Source organism: Microbulbifer rhizosphaerae, assembly GCF_014191725.1.
GTDB lineage: Bacteria > Pseudomonadota > Gammaproteobacteria > Pseudomonadales > Cellvibrionaceae > Microbulbifer > Microbulbifer rhizosphaerae.
Genome location: NZ_JACHWZ010000012.1, coordinates 53,654 through 73,067, shown reverse-complemented (window position 1 = coordinate 73,067; position 19,414 = coordinate 53,654). Strand labels below are relative to the sequence as shown.

Annotated in this window: 19 protein-coding genes and 1 tRNA gene; 10 read left to right on the top strand and 10 right to left on the bottom strand. The window is 60.3% G+C overall.

What is annotated here, in order from left to right; translation table 11 throughout:
- The first annotated feature begins 48 nt into the window (after positions 1-48).
- The 3 genes from FHS09_RS13475 to FHS09_RS13465 all read left to right on the top strand — a co-directional run bounded on the left by FHS09_RS13475 (position 49) and on the right by FHS09_RS13465 (position 2,917).
- Entirely contained in the window at positions 49-966 is a 918-nt protein-coding gene (locus FHS09_RS13475) for an MlaA family lipoprotein (protein WP_246395016.1), read from the top strand.
- Positions 967-1,002: 36 nt separating this feature from the next.
- Positions 1,003-2,214, top strand: coding sequence for a SpoIIE family protein phosphatase (locus tag FHS09_RS13470; RefSeq protein WP_183460741.1), 1,212 nt, complete (start codon positions 1,003-1,005; stop codon positions 2,212-2,214).
- A gap of 187 nt (positions 2,215-2,401) precedes the next feature.
- Positions 2,402-2,917 (top strand): STAS domain-containing protein, encoded by a 516-nt coding sequence (locus FHS09_RS13465; RefSeq protein ID WP_183460739.1) that lies wholly within the window; start codon positions 2,402-2,404, stop codon positions 2,915-2,917.
- 155 nt (positions 2,918-3,072) lie between these two features.
- Here FHS09_RS13465 and FHS09_RS13460 read toward each other — a convergent pair whose 3' ends face one another.
- From FHS09_RS13460 to dusA, 3 genes are all read right to left on the bottom strand, one after another.
- On the bottom strand, positions 3,073-3,537 hold the full coding sequence (locus tag FHS09_RS13460; RefSeq protein WP_183460737.1) for a tellurite resistance TerB family protein: 465 nt from the start codon (positions 3,535-3,537) through the stop codon (positions 3,073-3,075).
- Positions 3,509-4,498, bottom strand: a complete 990-nt coding sequence (gene tal, locus FHS09_RS13455) for a transaldolase (RefSeq protein ID WP_183460735.1) — start codon at positions 4,496-4,498, stop codon at positions 3,509-3,511. The genes FHS09_RS13460 and tal overlap by 29 nt, the downstream gene beginning before the upstream one ends.
- A gap of 245 nt (positions 4,499-4,743) precedes the next feature.
- Entirely contained in the window at positions 4,744-5,721 is a 978-nt protein-coding gene (gene dusA / locus FHS09_RS13450; protein WP_183460733.1) for a tRNA dihydrouridine(20/20a) synthase DusA, read from the bottom strand.
- 626 nt (positions 5,722-6,347) lie between these two features.
- Here dusA and FHS09_RS22885 point away from each other — a divergent pair.
- Both FHS09_RS22885 and FHS09_RS13440 read left to right on the top strand, forming a co-directional pair.
- Positions 6,348-6,791 (top strand): lytic transglycosylase domain-containing protein, encoded by a 444-nt coding sequence (locus FHS09_RS22885; protein WP_246395014.1) that lies wholly within the window; start codon positions 6,348-6,350, stop codon positions 6,789-6,791.
- Between the two features lie 30 nt (positions 6,792-6,821).
- Positions 6,822-7,244 (top strand): DUF5991 domain-containing protein, encoded by a 423-nt coding sequence (locus tag FHS09_RS13440; protein WP_183460731.1) that lies wholly within the window; start codon positions 6,822-6,824, stop codon positions 7,242-7,244.
- 40 nt (positions 7,245-7,284) lie between these two features.
- Here the strand turns inward: FHS09_RS13440 and FHS09_RS13435 are convergent, their stop codons facing one another.
- The 3 genes from FHS09_RS13435 to FHS09_RS13425 all read right to left on the bottom strand — a co-directional run bounded on the left by FHS09_RS13435 (position 7,285) and on the right by FHS09_RS13425 (position 10,208).
- Positions 7,285-8,493 (bottom strand): glycerol-3-phosphate dehydrogenase/oxidase, encoded by a 1,209-nt coding sequence (locus tag FHS09_RS13435; protein ID WP_183460729.1) that lies wholly within the window; start codon positions 8,491-8,493, stop codon positions 7,285-7,287.
- Positions 8,477-9,208: a glycerophosphodiester phosphodiesterase family protein gene (locus FHS09_RS13430; protein WP_246395013.1), complete on the bottom strand. Its 732-nt coding sequence runs from the start codon at positions 9,206-9,208 to the stop codon at positions 8,477-8,479. Before FHS09_RS13430 ends, FHS09_RS13435 begins: the two co-directional genes overlap by 17 nt.
- A 301-nt stretch (positions 9,209-9,509) precedes the next feature.
- Positions 9,510-10,208 (bottom strand): helix-turn-helix domain-containing protein, encoded by a 699-nt coding sequence (locus tag FHS09_RS13425; protein ID WP_183460727.1) that lies wholly within the window; start codon positions 10,206-10,208, stop codon positions 9,510-9,512.
- Positions 10,209-10,365: 157 nt separating this feature from the next.
- Here FHS09_RS13425 and FHS09_RS13420 point away from each other — a divergent pair, with 157 nt between their 5' ends.
- The 3 genes from FHS09_RS13420 to FHS09_RS13410 all read left to right on the top strand — a co-directional run bounded on the left by FHS09_RS13420 (position 10,366) and on the right by FHS09_RS13410 (position 11,976).
- The gene (locus tag FHS09_RS13420; RefSeq protein ID WP_183460726.1) at positions 10,366-10,659 is read left to right on the top strand and encodes a helix-turn-helix domain-containing protein; all 294 of its coding nucleotides are present in this window, start codon (positions 10,366-10,368) and stop codon (positions 10,657-10,659) included.
- A gap of 228 nt (positions 10,660-10,887) precedes the next feature.
- The gene (locus FHS09_RS13415; protein WP_183460725.1) at positions 10,888-11,220 is read left to right on the top strand and encodes a hypothetical protein; all 333 of its coding nucleotides are present in this window, start codon (positions 10,888-10,890) and stop codon (positions 11,218-11,220) included.
- 66 nt (positions 11,221-11,286) lie between these two features.
- A complete protein-coding gene (locus FHS09_RS13410) occupies positions 11,287-11,976 on the top strand; it encodes a fimbrial biogenesis chaperone (RefSeq protein ID WP_183460724.1) in 690 nt (229 codons plus the stop codon).
- Between the two features lie 197 nt (positions 11,977-12,173).
- Here FHS09_RS13410 and FHS09_RS13405 read toward each other — a convergent pair whose 3' ends face one another.
- Genes FHS09_RS13405 through FHS09_RS13390 form a run of 4 tightly spaced genes read right to left on the bottom strand, consistent with a single transcriptional unit; the run spans position 12,174 to position 17,253 of the window.
- Positions 12,174-13,172, bottom strand: coding sequence for a hypothetical protein (locus tag FHS09_RS13405; protein WP_183460723.1), 999 nt, complete (start codon positions 13,170-13,172; stop codon positions 12,174-12,176).
- A gap of 55 nt (positions 13,173-13,227) precedes the next feature.
- The gene (locus FHS09_RS13400; RefSeq protein ID WP_183460722.1) at positions 13,228-14,172 is read right to left on the bottom strand and encodes a hypothetical protein; all 945 of its coding nucleotides are present in this window, start codon (positions 14,170-14,172) and stop codon (positions 13,228-13,230) included.
- A complete protein-coding gene (locus FHS09_RS13395; RefSeq protein ID WP_246395011.1) occupies positions 14,156-16,654 on the bottom strand; it encodes a TcfC E-set like domain-containing protein in 2,499 nt (832 codons plus the stop codon). Before FHS09_RS13395 ends, FHS09_RS13400 begins: the two co-directional genes overlap by 17 nt.
- Before the next feature lie 47 nt (positions 16,655-16,701).
- Positions 16,702-17,253 carry a hypothetical protein gene (locus FHS09_RS13390; protein ID WP_183460721.1) on the bottom strand — a complete coding sequence of 184 codons (552 nt, stop codon included), beginning with the start codon at positions 17,251-17,253 and terminating at the stop codon, positions 16,702-16,704.
- 296 nt (positions 17,254-17,549) lie between these two features.
- On the opposite strand from FHS09_RS13390, the gene gltX reads away from it, so the two are divergent.
- On the top strand, positions 17,550-19,025 hold the full coding sequence (gltX, locus tag FHS09_RS13385) for a glutamate--tRNA ligase (RefSeq protein ID WP_183460720.1): 1,476 nt from the start codon (positions 17,550-17,552) through the stop codon (positions 19,023-19,025).
- A 182-nt stretch (positions 19,026-19,207) separates the two neighbouring features.
- Positions 19,208-19,283: transfer RNA gene (locus FHS09_RS13380), tRNA-Ala, on the top strand.
- Positions 19,284-19,414: the final 131 nt, after the last annotated feature.

Below are 19,414 nucleotides of genomic sequence, written 5' to 3'. Positions count from 1 at the left end.
GTTAGAATCCCTGCCAAGATAAAGGCAGAGAAAGAGAGGAGCTGGGCTTTGCTAGGACGCACAGTTATTTCACCCTGGTTTTTCGCCGCCACCCTGGCTGCGATGCCGGTGTTGGCACGGGCAGCGGAGGACCCCTTTGCGGAGGTGGAGCCGGAGGCTTCCACCACGGCACCGGCGTCCACCGGCGCCGACGAAGGTGGGGATCCTTTTGCCGAGGGAGCCGCGGAGGCTTCAGATGGTGAAGACGGGTCTTCCAGCCTGGAAGACGAGTACGGCTTTGATCCCGCTGAAGAATTCGCCGAAGGGGAAGGGCAGGAGGCCGCGGACCGGGACCCCTGGGAGGGCTTCAACCGCGCGGTATTCCGCTTCAACGACACCGCCGATCGCTGGGTGCTCAAACCGGTGGCCGTGAGTTATCGCCAGATCACGCCGATCTTCATGCAGGCCGGGGTCAGTAACTTTTTCGGCAACCTGCGCGAAGTCACCAATACCACCAACAGCATCCTGCAGTGGAAGTGGGGACAGGCGGGTAACGACGCCGGACGTTTTCTGATCAATACCACCGTCGGTATCGCCGGGTTGTTCGACGTGGCTGAACACATCGGGCTGGAGCCCAGCGATGGCGAGGACTTCGGCCAGACCCTGGCCACCTGGGGGATGCCGTCTGGCCCTTACCTGGTGGTGCCGCTGTTCGGACCCTCCACCCTGCGGGACGGTCCGGCGAGAGTGGTGGATTACTATACAGATCCGATCAGCTACGTGGATCACACCGCCACCCGCAACAGCCTCTATTTTACCGACATGATTCAGAAGCGCGCCGGTCTACTCAAGGCCGAGATGCTGCTGCAGGGCGACCGCTACGTATTGCTGCGCGATGCCTACCTGCAGCGGCGCGAATACCTGATCAACGACGGTGAGCTGGAGGATGACTTCGGCGGCGATCTCGATGACGACTACGAATTCTGACCCCTTCCCGCTGGCACTGCCTTCCCGAGCCGCCCCGTGGCTGGCCGCCGGACACTGCTACTGATCGACGCCGACGAGCCGTCGCGCGACTTCGTGCGGCGCGCTCTGGCGCGTCTGGGATTTGCGGTGACCATTGCGCAGAATGGTGGCGAAGCCCTCGGTCAGTTTGCCCCGCGCCTGTTCGAACTGGTGATCACCGATCTGCATCTGCCGGATATGAGCGGCCTGGAAGTGTTGCGCCAGATCAAGCAGCTATCCCCGGAAACGCCGGTGGTAGTGCTGGCGTCCAACAGCGAGGTGAAAGACGTGGTGCAGGCCCTGCGTCTGGGGGCCAGCGACTACCTGCTCAAACCCTTGGAGAACGTGGGAGCGCTCGACCATGCGATCTGCCGCATCACCCACGCGGATACCCTGGCGCAGCAGAACGTCGAATATCGGGAGGAGCTGGAGCGGCGCAATCGCGAACTGCGCGAGCATGTGGAAGTGCTGCAGCGGGACCAGCAGGCGGGGCGCCTGCTACAGCAGCATCTGCTGCCGCGTACCCCCTATCGCTACCCGGGGAATATTGAGGCCGCTTTCCGGCTGTTTCCCTCCCTCTACCTGAGCGGAGATTTCGTCGATTACGGGCTGTTCGGCGAGCGTTTCGTGGCCTTTTACCTGGTGGATGTGTCCGGCCACGGGGTCTCTTCCGCGCTGGTCACCGCGCTGATCAAGCACAGCATCATGCACCTCCTGCGGGAGCGCCCACTATTCTCTCAGTTGGATACCCTCGATCAGGACCTGCTGGACGTCCTCAGCATGATCAACAGAGAACTGCTGTCCACCCGCCTGGACAAGCACGCCAGCATGTTCGTGGGAGCGGTCGACTGCCGCGCACGGAAGTTGCACTATGCGGTGGCAGGCCAAGTGCCCATGCCGGTGATAGTGACTGCCGCAGGCGCCGAGTGGTTGCCCGGTAAGGGCCGCCCGCTCGGGCTGTTCGAACAGGGCGACTGGCAGGTGCTGTGCGCCAGCCTGCCTGAGAACTGGCGTCTGGTGGCCTGTTCTGATGGTGTACTGGAGTTGATCGAAGGTGCCGACCTACTCGAGCGCGAGGACAAGCTTCTGCAGGCGATCGACCGGAGCGGCGGTGATCTGGACAGCCTGTGTACCGCCCTGCATGTGGGCTCTTTCGAGGCTCTGCCGGACGATATCACTCTCCTTACCCTGCGGCAGGGTGAGGCTACCGAAACCGACCGGAGTTCCTGACCATCCAGTCCGTTTTGTGCGATGTTAGTTACCTCTTGCCTGCCTCTCAGGTCAGGAGTAAGCTCTGCCTACTTTATGCACTAATTTAAATGTTTCCCGCATTTGAAATGGTGGTTCTCCAAAAGTGAACTTTCGCCATCCATGCCAGCGGTGCAATTGCCGCTCATAGGGTGTGCCAGAGGTTGTTATGCAGTCTGGGCAAATAATGGTTGGAGCCCACAAAGGCATCTACGTCATCAAGCTGGCGGGTGATGTGCGCCTCAACCTGTGCACTTCTTTTGATAATTTCATCAACGACATGTTCGCGCACAACGATTTCAAGGATGTGATCTTCGATCTGCACGATGCCGAGGGTGTGGACAGCACCACCCTGGGGTTGATGGCGAAAATCGCCATTCGCGCGCTGGAGCGCGGCTGCCGCAAACCCCTCGCCCTGAGCGCCGACAAGGGTATCCGCCACCTGCTGGACGCCATGGGCTTCGATGCGCTGATCGAGGTCAGCGGCGAACACCGCAACTACCGCACCCAGCCCAAGCCGCTGCAATGTAAAACCCCGGACGAATGTGCCGCGCGCGAGAAGGTACTGGAAGCGCACCGGGTGTTGATGAGCATGAACGAACACAACGCCGAGACCTTTCGCGATCTGGTGCACACTCTGGAACTCGAATCCGAACCCGCCAAGCCCTCCGCGCGCATGCACTGATTTTTAATGATGAATGCGGAATGCGGAATGCGGAATGCGGAATGCGGAATAGGATATGCAAACTGCGCGGCCCGTAAATCCCGATCCCGCTATTTCAGTGGTCAAGGCGCGGCCCCCATTTCCTCCGGCAGACACGGCATCAGACCGCGTATTCATCATTCATCATTCTTCTTCATCTCCCTCGCCTCTGCCCGCGCCCGTGTAAACAGCCCGTGGGGGAGATAGACCAGTTCCGCGACGCGGCGGATCAGGTGTTCCTCGAAGGTCTCGATCACTTCGTCTGCCAGTGCCACCTGCCACATCTGGCGCACCAGCAGATACTTGTTGTGCTCGTCGAGCCGTTCGTTGACCGCCTGCGTGAACTCGAACAGGGAGGTGGCCTGGTCGCGGCGTGCCAGGGCGTCGTACACCAGCTGTTCGGCATCGTCGGCGTCCAGGTGATAATGCTCCTGTAGCAACCGGATCAGGGTGTCCTGCTCTCGCTGGTCCAGGTTCTGGTCCACTGTCGCCACTTCGGCGAGCAGAGCAGCGCTGATCACGCGCACATCCTGCTCGTTGCGCACCTCTACGTCGGTGCTGCTGCCGATCTGTTCAAAAAGCTTGCGAATTTGCTGCAGCATTGTCTTTGGCCGCTCCCTCAATCTGTTGCCGGAGCAGGGATTCCAGCCGCTCCTGGTCCTGCACGAAGTTGCGGATGCCCTCTGCCAGCTTCTCGGTGGCCATGGCGTCGTTGTTCAATTGGTAGCGGAACTCCGCCTCACTCAGTGGCCGTGCCGGGCGCGGCTCCCGTTCCACGTCGGTCTCCAAGCCCGCCGCCAGAGCCGTGGGATCCTCCTCCAGAGCTTGCAGCAACTGGGGGCTGATGGTGAGGCGGTCGCAGCCGGCCAGGGCTTCGATCTCCCCCGTATTGCGGAAGCTGGCGCCCATCACGATGGTCGGGTAGTCGCGGGACTTGTAGTACTGGTAGATGCCGCGTACCGATACCACCCCGGGGTCCTCCTCCGGACTGTAGTGATCCCGGCCGCTGTTGGCCTTGTGCCAGTCGAGAATCCGGCCCACAAATGGGGAGATCAGTGTCACCCCGGCCTCTGCGCAGGCCACCGCCTGGCAGAAACTGAACAGCAGGGTCAGGTTGCAGTGAATGCCCTCGCGCTCCAGCACTCCCGCAGCGGCGATGCCCTCCCAGGTGGACGCGACCTTGATCAGCACCCGCTCGCGCTCGACACCGGCCTGCTCGTAGAGGGCGATCAGGCGGCGCGCGTAATCGATGGTGGCGCGGGTGTCGAAAGACAGGCGCGCATCCACCTCGGTGGACACCACTCCGGGCACCAGCTGCAGTATCTCGCCTCCGATGGCCACCGCCAGCTTTATCGCCGCGAGTTTCGCCCTGTCGCCGGAATGGTTTTGCGCCCAGGCCAGGGACGCGGCGATATGCTCCCGGTACTGGGGCAGTTGTGCGGCCTTGAACAGCAGCGAAGGGTTGGTGGTGGCGTCGTGGGGGCGGTAGCGGCGGATGGCCTCGATATCCCCGGTATCCGCAACCACTTGGCTGCGCTGCCTGAGTTGTTCCAGTTTGTTCATCTTTCCTCTCATGTTGCCCGTTCCTCGATATTCATCGGTGATCCCGCCGGCCGATTTTGACCGGGCGGCGGATCGGTAAGCATACGCAGAAACGGGCCTCTAATACTTGTACCAAATCCACCCTGGTGCCCGCCTTGAGAGCCTGTTTGGAGTTTTCAGCGCGGGGCCGGATGGATACTGCTTTCCGGGACCCCACTCGGCCCTGGAGAGTTCCCTACATGACTCCAAACAGCTTCCAAAACGGATTATGCTGCCCGATTTACCAGCGCCAGCGCCTGTTCCACCACCTCCGGGCCGGCGCCGCTCTTGTGGGCGTGTTCGCTCAGGTGGCGGCGGAAACGGCGCGCTCCCGGGAGCCCCTGGAAGAGCCCGAGCATATGCCGGCTGATGTGGTTCAGCCGCGCCCCTCGGCCCAGTTCCCGTTCAATATAGGGCAACATGCGCTCCACTACCTCTGCGGCGGTGGGCCCCGGCGCTTCGCCGAAGAGTTCGCTGTCAACCCGGGCCAGCAGGGCTGGATGCTGGTAGGCGGCACGCCCGAGCATAACACCATCCAGGTGCTGCAAATGTTGCCGGCACTCATCCAGGGTGTTGATGCCGCCATTGAGCACGATTTCCAGTTGCGGATAGTCCCTCTTCAGCCGGTACACCATCGGGTGGTCGAGGGGCGGTATCTCCCGGTTTTCCTTGGGGCTCAGGCCGTTCAGCCAGGCCTTGCGCGCGTGCACGATAAAGGTGATTGCGCCGACGCCCGACTGTGCCTCTACAAAGCGGGTGAGGCCGGTGTAGTCCTCCATGTCGTCGATACCGATGCGGTGCTTAACCGTGACGGGAATGGACACCGCATCGCGCATCGCTGCCAGACCGTCGGCCACCAGTTCCGGTTCGGCCATCAGGCAGGCGCCGAAGCGGCCGGACTGCACCCGGTCGCTGGGGCAGCCGCAGTTCAAGTTGACCTCGCTGTAGCCCAACTGCTCAGCGATGCGCGCACACTCCGCCAGCTCCCGCGGGTCGCTGCCGCCGATCTGTAGAGCCAGGGGCTGCTCAACGGCGTCGAATTGAAGGTGTCGTTCGCGATCGCCGTGCAGGATGGCGCCGGTGGTCACCATCTCCGTATACAACAGCGCGCGCCTGCTGAACAGCCGCCACATGTAGCGGCAATGGCGGTCACTCCAGTCCATCAGTGGGGCGGTGCAGAAGCGATGGGAAAGGTGGTTGGGCATATCTCGACTTCAGGTTAAAAGCAGCTGTGTTGCCGGCGCGGCAGTCCGCAATGGGAACAGCGTATAGTTTATCCCGATCACGCCTCTGGACCCACCAACTTGGGCGCAGGTATAGTCAATTGAAACCGACCCTGATAGGGCCTACCTGTGAACAGTTCCGCATTTTGAGTCTCCCCTATTTTTTACACTTTACCCCATCAGGATTTCTAAGGAGTTGGATACGAAGTTTCTCGCCGAATTGACCGGTTCCGTCGGTCTCAAGGGCAGAAATTTCCCCGATGATGTCAGATTTGGTGCAGGAATTGCTAAACCGGGCTACCCGTGTTCCCTGGGCCCTGCTGGGGCCTGATCGGTCCCCATACGCTCGACCGGATCAGGGACTTTCAGAGGAGGGTGGTCGGTTTCGTCAGGCCCGACGGGCGGGTCGATGTCGCCGGTACCACATGGCGCAGCCTCGCGCGGGGTATGTGACTGAGAGGCCCGCGTACTTTAGCGGCGCTTTTTCCGTGCACCCGTCGCGGAGCAATAGGCCCGCTGGCGAAGCGGCCGGCCGTGGGGCCTCCGGCGCTATCGCCTGGGGGGCCAAAGTATCCGCCGCATTCAGGACCAGGGTCAGGCAGATCTCGGTGAATCTCGGCATATCGCCGGATTTCCTGATGTCCTGCATGGCCTTTGAAACCGGCGAAACGTTCAGCCCCTCTATAAAAAACGCAGCCGGCAGTGGTGCCACGGGGTTGATCCAGTTTATGCCCAGGACGGCTCGGGGGCTGGGTACCACGACAGAAGAGCTGGCAAAAATGACTGCGGAAAAACAGCTGGATTATGTCGAAAAATACTTCCTGCCGTATAAGGGCAAGCTGAAGACGCTGGAAGACATTTATATGGCCATCCTGTACCCCGTAGCGATAGGTATGGACCCGGGCGAAGCATTGTTTCGTCGCGGAGCGAAAACCTATGAGCAAAACTCCGGATTCGACAAGGACGAAGACGGTGTCATAACTCCGGCAGAAATTTCCGTCAAGGTCCGGCAGAAGTATGAAAAAGGGCTTCAGCAGGGATATTTGGGCTGAGAGGTTGGATTCGTGTTTAAAAGATTCTCTATGACGGCGCTTTGCGTCTTGCTGCTTTCCCTCGCCTCCGCCTGCCAGTCCAGTGCGGAGTGGGACGGTCTCTATACATTCAGCGAAAAGCTCGGGGAGGACCCGGGTGGAGCGGCCATGCTGGTGGAGTACCGCCTCGAAGTTGCGGGTGACCGCTGTCTGCTGAACATCACCGGCTATCAGTCCGATTCGCGTATTCGTTGTACCCTCCAAGCGAGCGACAACAAGGCGGCTGTCCGTTTCCGCTCCTACGATAACGGCGACGTGAAAAATAGATACGGCGTACAGGTCTATCAGGTAAATGAACCGCTCTTTACCCTGCGATCTCCCTCCGAAAATTCGGAAGAACTGCTCACCGAGTGGGGTGGCCTGGTGCCCGATTCGGTCAAGGATAGGTCGGGTAATTACTTCGCCCGACAGTAACCGCTGTCCGGAAGCGGGTGAATCATTGGCAAACGCCCCGCTACAGGTTGCGCTCCTTTTCCGAGACGGCCGTTCTCTTGTTGTTCCTCGGCAGCTTGTCGCCGTTCCCGGGCCCGGCCTCCAGTGTCGGGCGCAGCTTTTTCACAATCCTGCGCGCGGTGGCGCGGTAGGACGTGAGCTTGCCGCCGGCCACCACCAGTACGCGGGGCTTCCTGTTGTTGTCGCAACTGATCAGTGTCTCGCGCGGGCGTGAAAAGGGCATCTGCGGTGTCTGCGGCAGTACCCGCAGGCCGGCAAAGCTGTCGCAAATATTGTCCAGCTGCATCGAGCGGGTCTGGGGGAAATAGCGTTGTACCGTACGCAGCAGATAGCTCTCCTCCTCGATGGTGGGGGCTACATCGCGGGGATCGCCACGGTAGCTGCGCTCGGTGGTCCCCACCAGCGTTTTTCCCTGCCACGGCATCACAAACACCGCGCGTCCGTCCTCCGCTTCCACATAGAAAATCCGCTCGCCGAGGGACAGGGGCAACTTTATATGGCTGCCGGCCACCAGTTCCAGTGGTGGCAGCGGTGCTGCCGGGCTGCACAGAGCGTTTGTGTCTCTCACCCAGGGGCCGCTGCAATTGACCAGGGCGCGGGTATGCAGAGTGTGCAACTGGCCGTCGGCCACGTAGTCAATGCGCATGCCGTTGTGGGTGAGTTCCGCTCCTACCAAACTGCCGGGGCAGATCAGCTGCGCGCCGTTTGCGATCGCGGATTCCACTACATCGCGGGTCAGGGCGGCGTCGTCGGTCTGGGCGTCGAAGTAGCGGTAGACCGCCAGCAGGTCCTCCCGGTTGAGTCCGGAGAGGTCGTTCCACTGGGATTTCGGCAGGGCGCGAAAGCGTGACTGGCCGCTGAATAACCCGGAGAGCAGTGCATACAGGCTGAGCCCCAGGCGCACCATCCACGGAGATCTTCTGCTATGGCGATAGACGGGAATATAGAAGGGCACCATTCGCACCAGCTGCGGCTTGTTCACCAGCAGCCAGCGGCGCTCCCGCAGGCACTCGCGCACCAGAGGGAACTGGCCGCTCTCCAGATAGCGGAGACCACCGTGGATCAATTTGGAGGACCGAGAGGAGGTGGCTGCAGCTATGCCTGTCTGCTCCAGGATCACTACCCGGTAGCCGGCAGCCGCCAGTGCTTCAGCGGCGCCGGCGCCCTGGATTCCCGCGCCTACTACCAGGACATCAAAATCCGTAGACATCGCTGGCTTCCCGGGAGCGCATCAATAGTGGCAAGTTGCCGGTGAGGATGTGGTGGGCGCCGCGGTCGCGCCAGCGCACCGCCTCCTCCGCGGAGTTTATCTCGTAGACGACCCATTGCCAGGGGCCCGGTGGCAGCTCTTCGCAGTCGACCCGGTGATTGCGAATAAACACATAGTCGGGCGCCAGGGTAACCACTTCCGCGCACAGGCTCTGCGCCACGCTCAGCACCTTCAGGGCAACCTGGTGGCAGCCCAGGCTACGAGCCAGGCGCAGGCTGTGGCAGTCCCGCGAGAGCAGGGCAAAGGATTCGCACTCTTCCGGAAATTGCTCCGCCAGCGATGCCACCGCCCGCTCGCCCATTCTGCTCAGGCTCTTCGCATCCACCTCCACAAACCAGTCCAGGTGCCGGTGGCGCCGGGCCCAGTCCACCAGATGGGAAAATGTCGTGAGAGGCTGCCGGCTCAACTCGCGATCGCTGAACTGATGAAACGGGCGTTTCCCGTCGCCAGAAGATAGCTGCAGAACATCGTCGCCGCAACACCAAGGGGTGCCTTCCGCGCTGAATTGGATCTCAGTCTGTATGGCGCAGGCTCCCAGTCCGTGGGCGGCTTCAAATGCGGCGATGGTGTTTTCCGGTTGGCGGATTTTATCGCCTCGGTGCGCTATCAACATGGGGGTCGAGTCCGGATAGACAGACGTTATTGTCCCGGGCATTGCGCCACTCTCGGTGAGTATGGCGGGGCTCCGGGTCTCTGTGAATTTTATCGGTAGCGGCTGCACCCGCTCCTATTGGAAAAATAGCTGGTGGGGAAGATGTTGCAAGGGAGAGGAGGGCACCTGGCGACCTCTGCTTTGAATCAAGCGGGACCTGATTGCAGGCCGACTGATAGGGAACCGCTTCCTTTACAGGCTGTTGGAGAAGCGTGTGAAGCTCAATGGCGCCGGTTTAAGCGCGGAAAACTTTGCAGGGTGGACAGGCGAAGCATCCCCCCTGCGAGGCCCGAAGCAGGGCGCATTATTTCCGCGCTTCAAATTCAAGCCGGAGGCGATCCAGCAGCAGCGCCGCACCCGCCTCATCCAGGCCGTGGGAGAAAATGAGGCTTTTGAGAACCTCCCGCCATATTGCGGGAGGCTTGTAGTTCATCTCCTTCTCCATTTCCGTCAAGGCTTCGTCGGCGCGGCGAAGGCGGGCCGGCATCGACAACTTACGGAGTTCGCCCTGCCTGGTAGGAGGTATCTCCCCGAAGACGTGGATAAGAAGCCAGTCCGCATGAGACCGCACGCCGTCATTCTGTGGAACTGACACAAGCTGCTGTTTCGCCTGCAAGAGCTCTGGTTCCCGGAGTACCCGGGCCGGTGGCACGGGAATGGTCTCCTCCTGTTTGAGCCGTTCCTCCACGCGGTCGATGACCTCCTGGAAAGTAGAAATCCCGTACAGCGACCCGCCGCTGGCGGACTCTTCCCAAGGGCGCATTTGTCCTTCACCGGTGGCGAGCCAGGCGGCGGATACCTCTGCGGCGTCGGCAATGCGTAATACGTTGTCAAGCCTGGGGATGCCTCCTGATATTAAATTGCGCAGAGTTCCTTCCGCTATGCCAGCTTTTTCAGCGAAAGCGCGGATGGATGCTCCATTCATGGCAAGCTTTATCCGGCTTGGCAACTGCTCGATTCTTGAATCTGGGATAGATCCCTCTGTCCGCTGCTCGTCAGTCATATCCGATCCCGCGTAATCTGTTGTGTCTGTTCATTTTTCTTGCTCTATAAAGACGATGTTTGCGTAATATATTGTTGACTTTGGGTGGCTGTGTGCGTAATTTGCTGCGTGATAAACAAAGCAAACATTCGTATTTGCCTCTAAACACTGTTTATACATGAACGAAAAAAAGCTACCGAAAAAACCAGCCCGTAAAGACTGGCATCGCGCAGACATAAAGGCGGCCCTTGAGAAAGCCGGTTGGTCATTGCGTAGACTCTCGCGTCACCATGGCTACAAATCACCTGGCACTCTGACCAAAGCACTGGATGCCCCCTGGCCCAAGGGGGAACGCATCATTGCTGCTGCTATCGGTATAGACCCTGAAACCATCTGGCCCAGTCGCTATATGGAAAAGCGTATCCCTGGTCGCGCCGGCAAGCCCGATAGCCGAAAGGCGAAAGCTGCATGATCCTTGACACGTTTTCCCTGCCACCCGGTTTCGGGGAGTGCGCAGCCTAACCGGGGCGGTAATGAGGCGCCAGAGCAAGAGCCGGGGGCTGGAGTTCCCGGCGCCAGATATCGAGGGGCTGCCGGGGAATTGCCTTGCAAAAACCACCGGGCTGATAGACTGGTAAGGTCAGTCAGCAAAGTATGGCAGGCCGCAGGAAATGGAAGTGGAAGTCGGGAATCTGCGTTTATGGAGTATGGAAAGTCCGCAATCTGCACACTGGTATGCGGGGGAGTCCTCCTCTCGGCCGCCGCGAGAGGAGTCGAAACCACCACCGGCGCCTCTGCCTCCGCGCGAATCACTCTGCATGTCCCTCCTCGGGCGGAGTTGCGCCAGACCGAAGACCCGGGCATCGGGCAGTTGTGTCTCAGCCATATCCCCGCACATAGTTACTATCTGTCGATCCGGGATATCGGGGAGCAGACTGCAGCTGAAAAACGCCTGCCCGGCCAGGTCGGCAACTACTGTGTTCCGGTGTCCAGCTCCCAGCAGGGCAAAATGGTTCTGATAGTGGCGGAATAGCGGTTTCCCCGCGGCTAGCGGCTCGGATAAAATGTGATCTTTATCACGAAGCCGCTTGAATATGCTATGAAAAGAACCGTTGCCGCTTTCCTGCTATTGGTGACACAACCGGTATTGGCCGGTATGTCGCTGGACAAGATCATCGTTTACCTGGATGACTCCCCGAACGCCCGGGACGATATCGTGGTCTCCAACCCCGACAAGGAAAACCTGTACCTGCAGACGGAAATCTACCGGGTGGACAACCCGGGAATGGCGGACGAAAAGCGCGTGCGTGTGGTGAACCCGAAAGAATTCAAGCTGCTGGTGAGCCCCGCCAGGGCGGTGCTCACCAGCGGCGAGCAGAAGCGCTTTCGGCTGATGTCACTGGAGCGGGACCTGGATCGGGAAAAGGTCTACCGGGTGACCTTCAAGCCGGTGGTGGGGGATATCAAAACTGACAAGACCGCGCTGAAGATACTGGTGGCCTACCAGGCCCTGGTTTTTGTGCAGCCCGAGGGTGGCGCCTACCGCCTGCAGTTGGAAAAGGAAGACGGCCGGTGGCTGCTCAAGAACACCGGCAACATCAATGTGGAAGTGAGCGATGTGCAGCACTGCCAGAGCGAAGCCGGTTGCCGGCCCGTGGAGTTGAGCGGGCGGCTCTATGCGGGTGCCAGTCTGCCGATCGAGGAGGAACTGCTGGGCGGCCATCTGGAACTGCTGGCGCGGGGCCGGGAGACAGAGAAGGTGCAACTGCCCCTCTTATCCGAACGCTGACCAGCACGGTCGGTATTCTACCTGTTAGGAGCGGCCGTTGGCCGCGATCAATCTGCGAAATAAACCACTATCGATCGCGGCCAGCGGCCGCTCCTACAGCGTGTGATTCCAATTCTGTAGGATGGGCAAAGCGAAGCGTGCCCATCAAAGCCCGGATGATGGGCACGTCGCTGCGCTCCTTTGCCCATCCTACAAGGCTATTCCAGCTCTACTGTCAGCGTCAGGGTATCGGTATAACTGCTATCCTGCGCCGTCCCAAGAGCTTCCGGTGCCACGCGAATGGTGATTTGCATATTTTCCTGGCCCAGGTTCTGACAGTCTTCGTCGGCGTAGGAAGGCCAGTTGTTCGACGAGACGAGCCCCTCCGTCAGTTCTTCTCCCCGTCCGCTGGACAGGTGCTCCACGGTTGTCGAATATTCCACTTGATCGATACCCTGTAGCAGAAATTGCCCGTTGCCACTGGCGCTGTCTGCGCTGATACGAAACAGCGCTCCCCCGCTGGCTCTCACACAAAAAGTCTGGCTGGCTTCGGCGCCGCTGCTTGCGTTTGCGGTGAGAGCCATGTCTTGCAGGCCGCTGATGCGAATTTGTGCCTGGGTATGCAGTTCGATACGGAAGGGAAGGTCTATCAGCCGGGTGGTATTGCTCTGGCCGTTACATATTTCCGGGTCTGTTCCCCAGGTATAGCTGGAACCGCATTGGTCGATAGTGAGGTAGAAATTGCCGATATAGGCACCGGGTTGCAGGTTGGCGCCGGGGTTAACCAAGCTCAAGGTCAGGCTGGCCGGTCTCTGCAGGCCGTTGGCGCCGCCGGGAAATCGTGTGGAGCTTTCCGTATCGGGGGAGAGGAGCTCGCTGCTGCCGCCGCTGGCGTACGTCAGGTTGACAGCAACAGCTTGGTTACCGTTACCTCTATCCCTCCTGAGGATAAAATTGGAACCATTGTCGTCGCCCGAAACGGTCACCGAATAGGGAATAGCCTGCTCACATGTTTCTCCCCACCAAGTGGAACAGCTGCGCACCGTAAATTGCACTTCAGCCTGGTAACCCGGAGTGCTGTCGTAGGTGAACACGCTGGTGCTGTCTTCCAGGTTGCACACACCGATGAAACGCTCCGGGTTGTTATCAGCTGGCGATGTTGCGCCGTTGTCACAGTCGCGCATATTGGTGGATTGCGCCAGGGGGGTGCCGGCCACAGCCCACAATAGAGCTGGTAAAATTAAGTGTCTCAAAAACTGCATACTGCTATGGCTAGTCCAGCTCTACGGTCAATGTCAGTGTGTCGGTATAACTGCTCTCCATAGCGTCGGTGATAGCACTCTGCTGAATGCGGATGCTGATCTGCATGTTTTCCCCACTTCCTGTGCACTCATCCCATAGGCTGCCCGACCAGCTGAGGGCTGAGGGCTGCCCTTCGGTGAGTTGTTCCGGTCCCCCGGAGGAAAGGCTTTCCATCCAGGTTTCGTATTCGATCTGATCCACATTGCCCGTCAGCAGGAAGCTCCCGTTGCCATTGGCGCTCCCGGCGGCTATGCCGAAGGGAGCTCCGCCCTGGCTGTAGACGCAGAAAGTCTGCTGGGCTTCGGTCAGGCCGGTAAGATTGGCATCGATGGCCATATCGCTTAAGCCGCTGATACGGATTTCAGGGGCGACCACGAGCTCAATGATTAACTCGATATCGGAAATACTTCTGCAATCAAGACAACCCTGTTGATTCAAAGAGAGTTGAAAAATTCCGGTATAGGTGTCCGGTAATAGAGTGGCTCCGTTTGTCTCCAGGATAACGTCTATGAATACAGGCTCTGCATTGATCGATCCTTGAAAAGCAGCGCTCGGGGTATCTGGCAAGAGATCCGAAGTTGCGCCGTTACTATCGGTAAAATCCATACTTATGGCTGCTTGGCCACCGGGAGCGGAAAGCAGAAAATTGGTTCCGTTGGCGGCACCTTGTACGGTTACTGTGTAATTAACGGGGAAAGACCAAATGAAAAATTGGTTGTAACTGCGGACACTGAATGGAATTTGCCCGACGTCGGGAGACTGAGAATCGTAGGTAAAGACGTTGGGGTTGGTTAATCCACAAACGCCGAGATAGGTGTCTGTGTTACAGGGATCACCTGGTTGTGCTGTTGTGCCGGAGGTCCAGATGCAAAGTAAACCGAGCGCCAGCAGTGTGGAATTAGCGCGCAGCAACACTGTTACGCTCCGTATCGCAATTCGCCTTATCCCAATCAATATCTCCCAAATTCAGCCAGTGCTTTCCTCCCGTCTGCCCCGGCAAAGGCACCAGGCAGTCTCCCCATTGCACTTCCGGTGAGCGCAGAAACTGCGGATCGCTGAACACTTCCATTTGGAAAACGCCGAATTCGTCGGTAACCGCGGTGTATTCGCCGATGGAAATTTTCCTGTGCGCCACCGGCTCCCCGTTGCGTATCAGGCGGCCGAGAACCAGGATTATCGGCCGGATTTCATACTCGGCGGCAGCCACATTCCCCGGGTAGAGGGTAACAGTATCCTGTATTTCCCGATAGTCGTAAAAACCTTCCGCCATGGGGCGCAGCTGGATATCGTAGCTTTTGAAGGAAGGCAGGTTGACCACGGAGCGGCCACCGCCTTTGGCGTAGCCGCGGCGCACACCGTCCACCAGTATCTCGAACTGCTGGTCTTCGCCGCCGGCGATATCCACCAGCACCGCGCTGTTCAGGGCGCGCTCGCCGCCCCAGGCAAAGGCGTCGCCATCGGTCATCAGGTTGGTGCTGAAACTGCCCAGGTAATTGAGGGTACCGCCATCGTTTGCGTCGCTGTGGCGGTAGTCGAGGGTGGAGCTGAGCTGGCCGCGGCGGCCGGCGACGCGGGTGCGGCTGCCCAGGGCGTATTCGTCTGCCGACACTTCGCTGGAAAACTGCTGGTGCACTTCCGACGCCCAGCGGTCGCCGTCGCGCCAGCTGCTGTTGAATCCCGTTCGGCCGTTTTGGCCATCTTCGCGACCGCTGTCCGCGCGCAGGCGGGCACTGTGGTTCCAGTGGTCGCCGCGGAAGCGAAACTCGAAGGTGGCGGTGGTGAGCCCCCGGCCGTCGGCGTCGCTGTGGGCCAGGGTCAGGTCTCCGTGCCAGTGGTGGTTGCGAAAGAAGTCGCGGCGGTACTCCAATGTTGTCAGCTGCGTGGCTCCGGTGTATTCGGTGTCCAGTGTGAATTCGGGGGACTCGAGATAGAGGTTGCGATCCCGTTCCGAATAGCGCAGGGACAGGCGCCCGCCCATCAGGACGCCGGTGAGTCCGGCGTTGCGCTGGCTGTAGCCGGTCCCCAGCGGGCTGTAGCCGGTGGTTGTGTCGTCGCTTTCCTGCAGGCGGGTTTCCGAAAGGCTCAGGCTGAACAATGGGGTTTTCAGCAGGGCGTAGAGGCGGTGGCCGCTGCGACCGTCGCTGGACTGGATCAGGCTGGGGGAAACTTCCAGGTATTCGCTGATCCAGCGCGCTCCCAGTTCCGCCATCTGCTGGTTATCGCTGGAAGCCAGGTTGGCGAACAGGCCGGTGTCGTCGAACAGGCGCCGGGCTATACCGGCCTGTGCGAAATAGGTGTCCTGCTGTTCCGGCAACAGCTCCGTTTGCTCGAACCGGGCGGGCCTGCCCGCCTGGATTGCCCAGCGCCACTCGCCGGGTGCGGGCAACTGGGAGTCTTTGGCGAAGAACTCGCGCCGCTGCGCCAGGGGCCTGCCGCTCTCGTCGAAGGTGCGAATCTCCACTTCGTAGGCGCCGCTGGGCAGGCTGGATGTGTCCAGAAGGCGGTTTCCGGCCTCCAGCAGCTCGCTGTGGACCAGGCGGCCGTCCCGGTAGACTTCCACGCGGCCGCGCACCGGCATATTGATTTCCAGCGGGGCGCCCTGATTGTAGCGGTTGTCCCGCCGGCTGTTGTTGGAGCTGCGGTACTCCAGGCCGTAGAGGTAGGGGGAGGCCACAAAGCTGCTGAAACCCCCGGCCGGCTGGATCAGGCCGGCGGACCAGGCGCGGCCGCGGTAGTCCCTGGTCAAGTGCAGCTGCGTTATCTGCGAGTTGCCGTCGTCGGTGGCGGACCACTGGCTGTGCAGGCCGCTCTCGCCGAAACTCAGGATCGACTGGCCGAACAATGAAGCGGTTTGCGAGTCGCCGGCGTCGGCTCTTACCCCGGACCAGGTGCCCGTGAGGTTCTGCATAAAGGAGAAGCCGCTGCTGGATTCCGGCAGGTATGGGTCGGCGATGGCCGGCTCCTGGGGCAGTAGCGCCGGAGCGAAAAACAGGTCGATACGAAAGCGGTCGCCGTCATAGATCAGCGCGAACTGCTCCGGGGTGAGAAAACCGCAGTCGTGCTGCCGGCGCGAGCGGCACACCCTGTGGGAATTGCGCGGCTGGGGCCGGCGCAACTGCGCCAGAACGCCTTCCGGGTCCAGCGTGGGGGGCAGCAGTTCCAGAACCGCGGCGGGATCGCTGAAATGTACTGTGTACAAATCCACGGTGATCTGCGCCGCACCGATGGCGCGGCCGCCGTAGTACAAGTCGGCCACCAGCGGCTGCGCCTCCGTCAGATCGGCGAAGCCGTCCGGCGCCGCAGTATCCAGCGTAAAGGCCGCACTGGCCGCGAACCCGAAATCGCTCCGGGCGCACAGCACCAGCGCGAGCAGGGCTCCCGCAAGCGCGCGATTCATTGAGATGGTGCGCCGCCGACACATTGTCGGCGGTTGGGCCGGCCTGGTTACAGAGCGGTCACGGTGACCGTCAGGGTGTCGCTGTAGTTGGTTTCCACTGCTGACTCCCACTCCGTGGCACTGACGGTGACGAATACGCGGGCATTGTCGGTGTTGCAATCCAGGTTGCCATTGCGGGCAAAGCTGCCGGTGATATCGCCGTTGGTATCGGCGGCGGTACCGGTAGTGCTGCTGGTGTTATTGATAAAGGCGGCGCTATAAGGCAGGTTCTGGCCGACGCCATTCAGTTGGAAAGGATCGGTACCAGAGCCGCCGGTGGAACCGTTCTGGCTGGAGAGACTGACACTGTAGCTGCCGAAGCCGATACCGCCGACACAGATATCCTCTGCACCTTCAATCGGGTTGCCGAGAGTGGCACCAGTAGTGTTCAGAGCCATATCGTCAAAGTTCTTGACGATAATTTGGGTGGGTACTGTGAGTGTGATATCGAAGTTGCCGCTGGAGTTGCTGCTGCCGGCGGTGCCGTCGGTAGCGGCAAAGCTATTAAAAGTCACAGCAGCCAGGGAAGCGGCAGCCAGGAATCGAAGTGTCGCGCGCATGGTGGTTCTCCAAGTTCTTGTTGTACGGGTTTTGATCTTTGTATACCCGATACCCTTGATAGCGTTGCGCCCGGATTTCTGCTTAGAGAAAAAGAGACAGGCGACAACTGGCGCAATGATACTCACTTGTGACATTGGTCACAAAATATTTGTGATGATTTGCATGACACATTTTTTCTCGGGAACGGTTGTGTGCAAAAATTAAACAGCCAGGTTTTGCCTGTGACCTATGCTCCTCCGGCGATATAATCCCGCGCCTCGAAAAGATCACCGTCAACCTCCAAACCAGGTTTGCCATGAGCGTAAGAACCCGAATCGCACCCTCTCCCACCGGCGACCCCCATGTGGGCACCGCCTATATCGCCCTGTTCAACCAGTGCTTCGCCCGCGCCCAGGGCGGCCAGTTCGTACTGCGTATCGAGGATACCGACCAGCAGCGCAGTACTCCCGAGTCGGAAAAGGCCATTCTCGACAGCCTGCGCTGGCTGGGCCTGGATTGGGACGAGGGCCCGGATGTGGGCGGCCCCCACGGCCCCTACCGTCAGAGCGAGCGCGGCGATATCTATCGCAAGTATTGCGACGAACTGGTGGAAAAGGGCCACGCTTTCCACTGCTACCGCACCGCCGAAGAGCTGGAGCAGTTGCGCGAACAGCTGCGCGAGGCCGGTCGCACCGCCCTCAAGCCCAGCGACCTGGCGCTGCCGCCGGAAGAGATGGAGAGGCGCCGCGCCGCCGGCGAGCCCTATGTGGTGCGCATGCACGTGCCCGAGACCGGCACCTGCATGGTGGAAGATCTGCTGCGCGGCCCCATCGAGATTGACTGGGCCCAGGTAGATGCGCAGATATTGCTCAAATCCGACGGCATGCCCACCTACCACCTGGCCAACGTGGTGGACGACCACCTGATGGAAATCACCCACGTGCTGCGCGGCGAGGAGTGGATCAATTCCGCCCCCAAGCACAAGCTGCTGTATGAGTACTTCGATTGGGTGATGCCGGTGCTCTGCCACCTGCCGCTGCTCCGCAACCCGGACAAGACCAAACTGTCCAAGCGCAAGAACCCCACCTCCATTCTCTATTATCAGCGCGCCGGCTTTATGCCCGAGGCGCTGCTCAACTACCTGGGGCGCATGGGCTGGTCCATGCCCGACGAGCGCGAGAAGTTCTCCCTGGAGGAGATGCTCGAACATTTCGATATCCACCGGGTCTCCCTGGGCGGACCGGTGTTCGACGTGGAGAAACTGTCCTGGCTGAACGGCCTGTGGATCCGCGAACTGGAGAACGAACAACTGGCGGACCGCCTGCGCGACTGGCTGTTCAACCGCGAGAACCTGCTCAGGGTGCTGCCCCACGCCCGCGAGCGCATGGAGACCTTCGGCGACTTCGCCCCCCTGGTCGGCTTCCTCGCCGCCGGCACGCTGCCGCTGACCGAGGCCGACTTCAGCGGCAACAAGCTGGAGCCGGACGAGCAGAAAAAGCTGCTGCAGTTCACCCTCTGGCGCCTGGAGGCGCTCAGGACCTGGGACCGCGACGGCATCTTCGAGCAGGTGAAATCCCTGGCCACCGCCATGGAGATCAAGCTGAAGGACTTCAACGCACCGCTGTTTGTAGCCATCAGTGGGACCACCGCCTCCTTCTCGGTCATGGATGCCATGGTGCTGTTGGGCCCCGACCTCAGCCGCGCGCGCCTGCGCCATGCGGTGGAGGCGCTCGGCGGCGCCGGCAAGAAGGTGCTGAAGCGCTGGGAGAAGGAATACGCAGCACTAGCCTGACCCAGTTGGGGCGATCACAACCCAACCTGCACCACCCCGGCGCAGGCCGAGGTCCGGTCGCCCTGTCCGGAACTGGCCGCCCGGTCGCTAACTGCTTGATTAAAAAGTTATTTTTTCCGGTTGACAGCCCCGCGCCCGGTGTTAGAATGCGCCCCGCTTTCGACGGAAAGCACACCAAATTTGGGGCTATAGCTCAGCTGGGAGAGCGCAACACTGGCAGTGTTGAGGTCAGCGGTTCGATCCCGCTTAGCTCCACCAAATACGCAAAAGGCCGCACCCGAAAGGGTGCGGCCTTTTGCGTATTTGGGGCGAATCAATACACGGCAGCCAGGACAGTGCAGTCGGTTTCGGCGGAATCGTTTGAAAATCGATCATTTGTGTAATGGCGT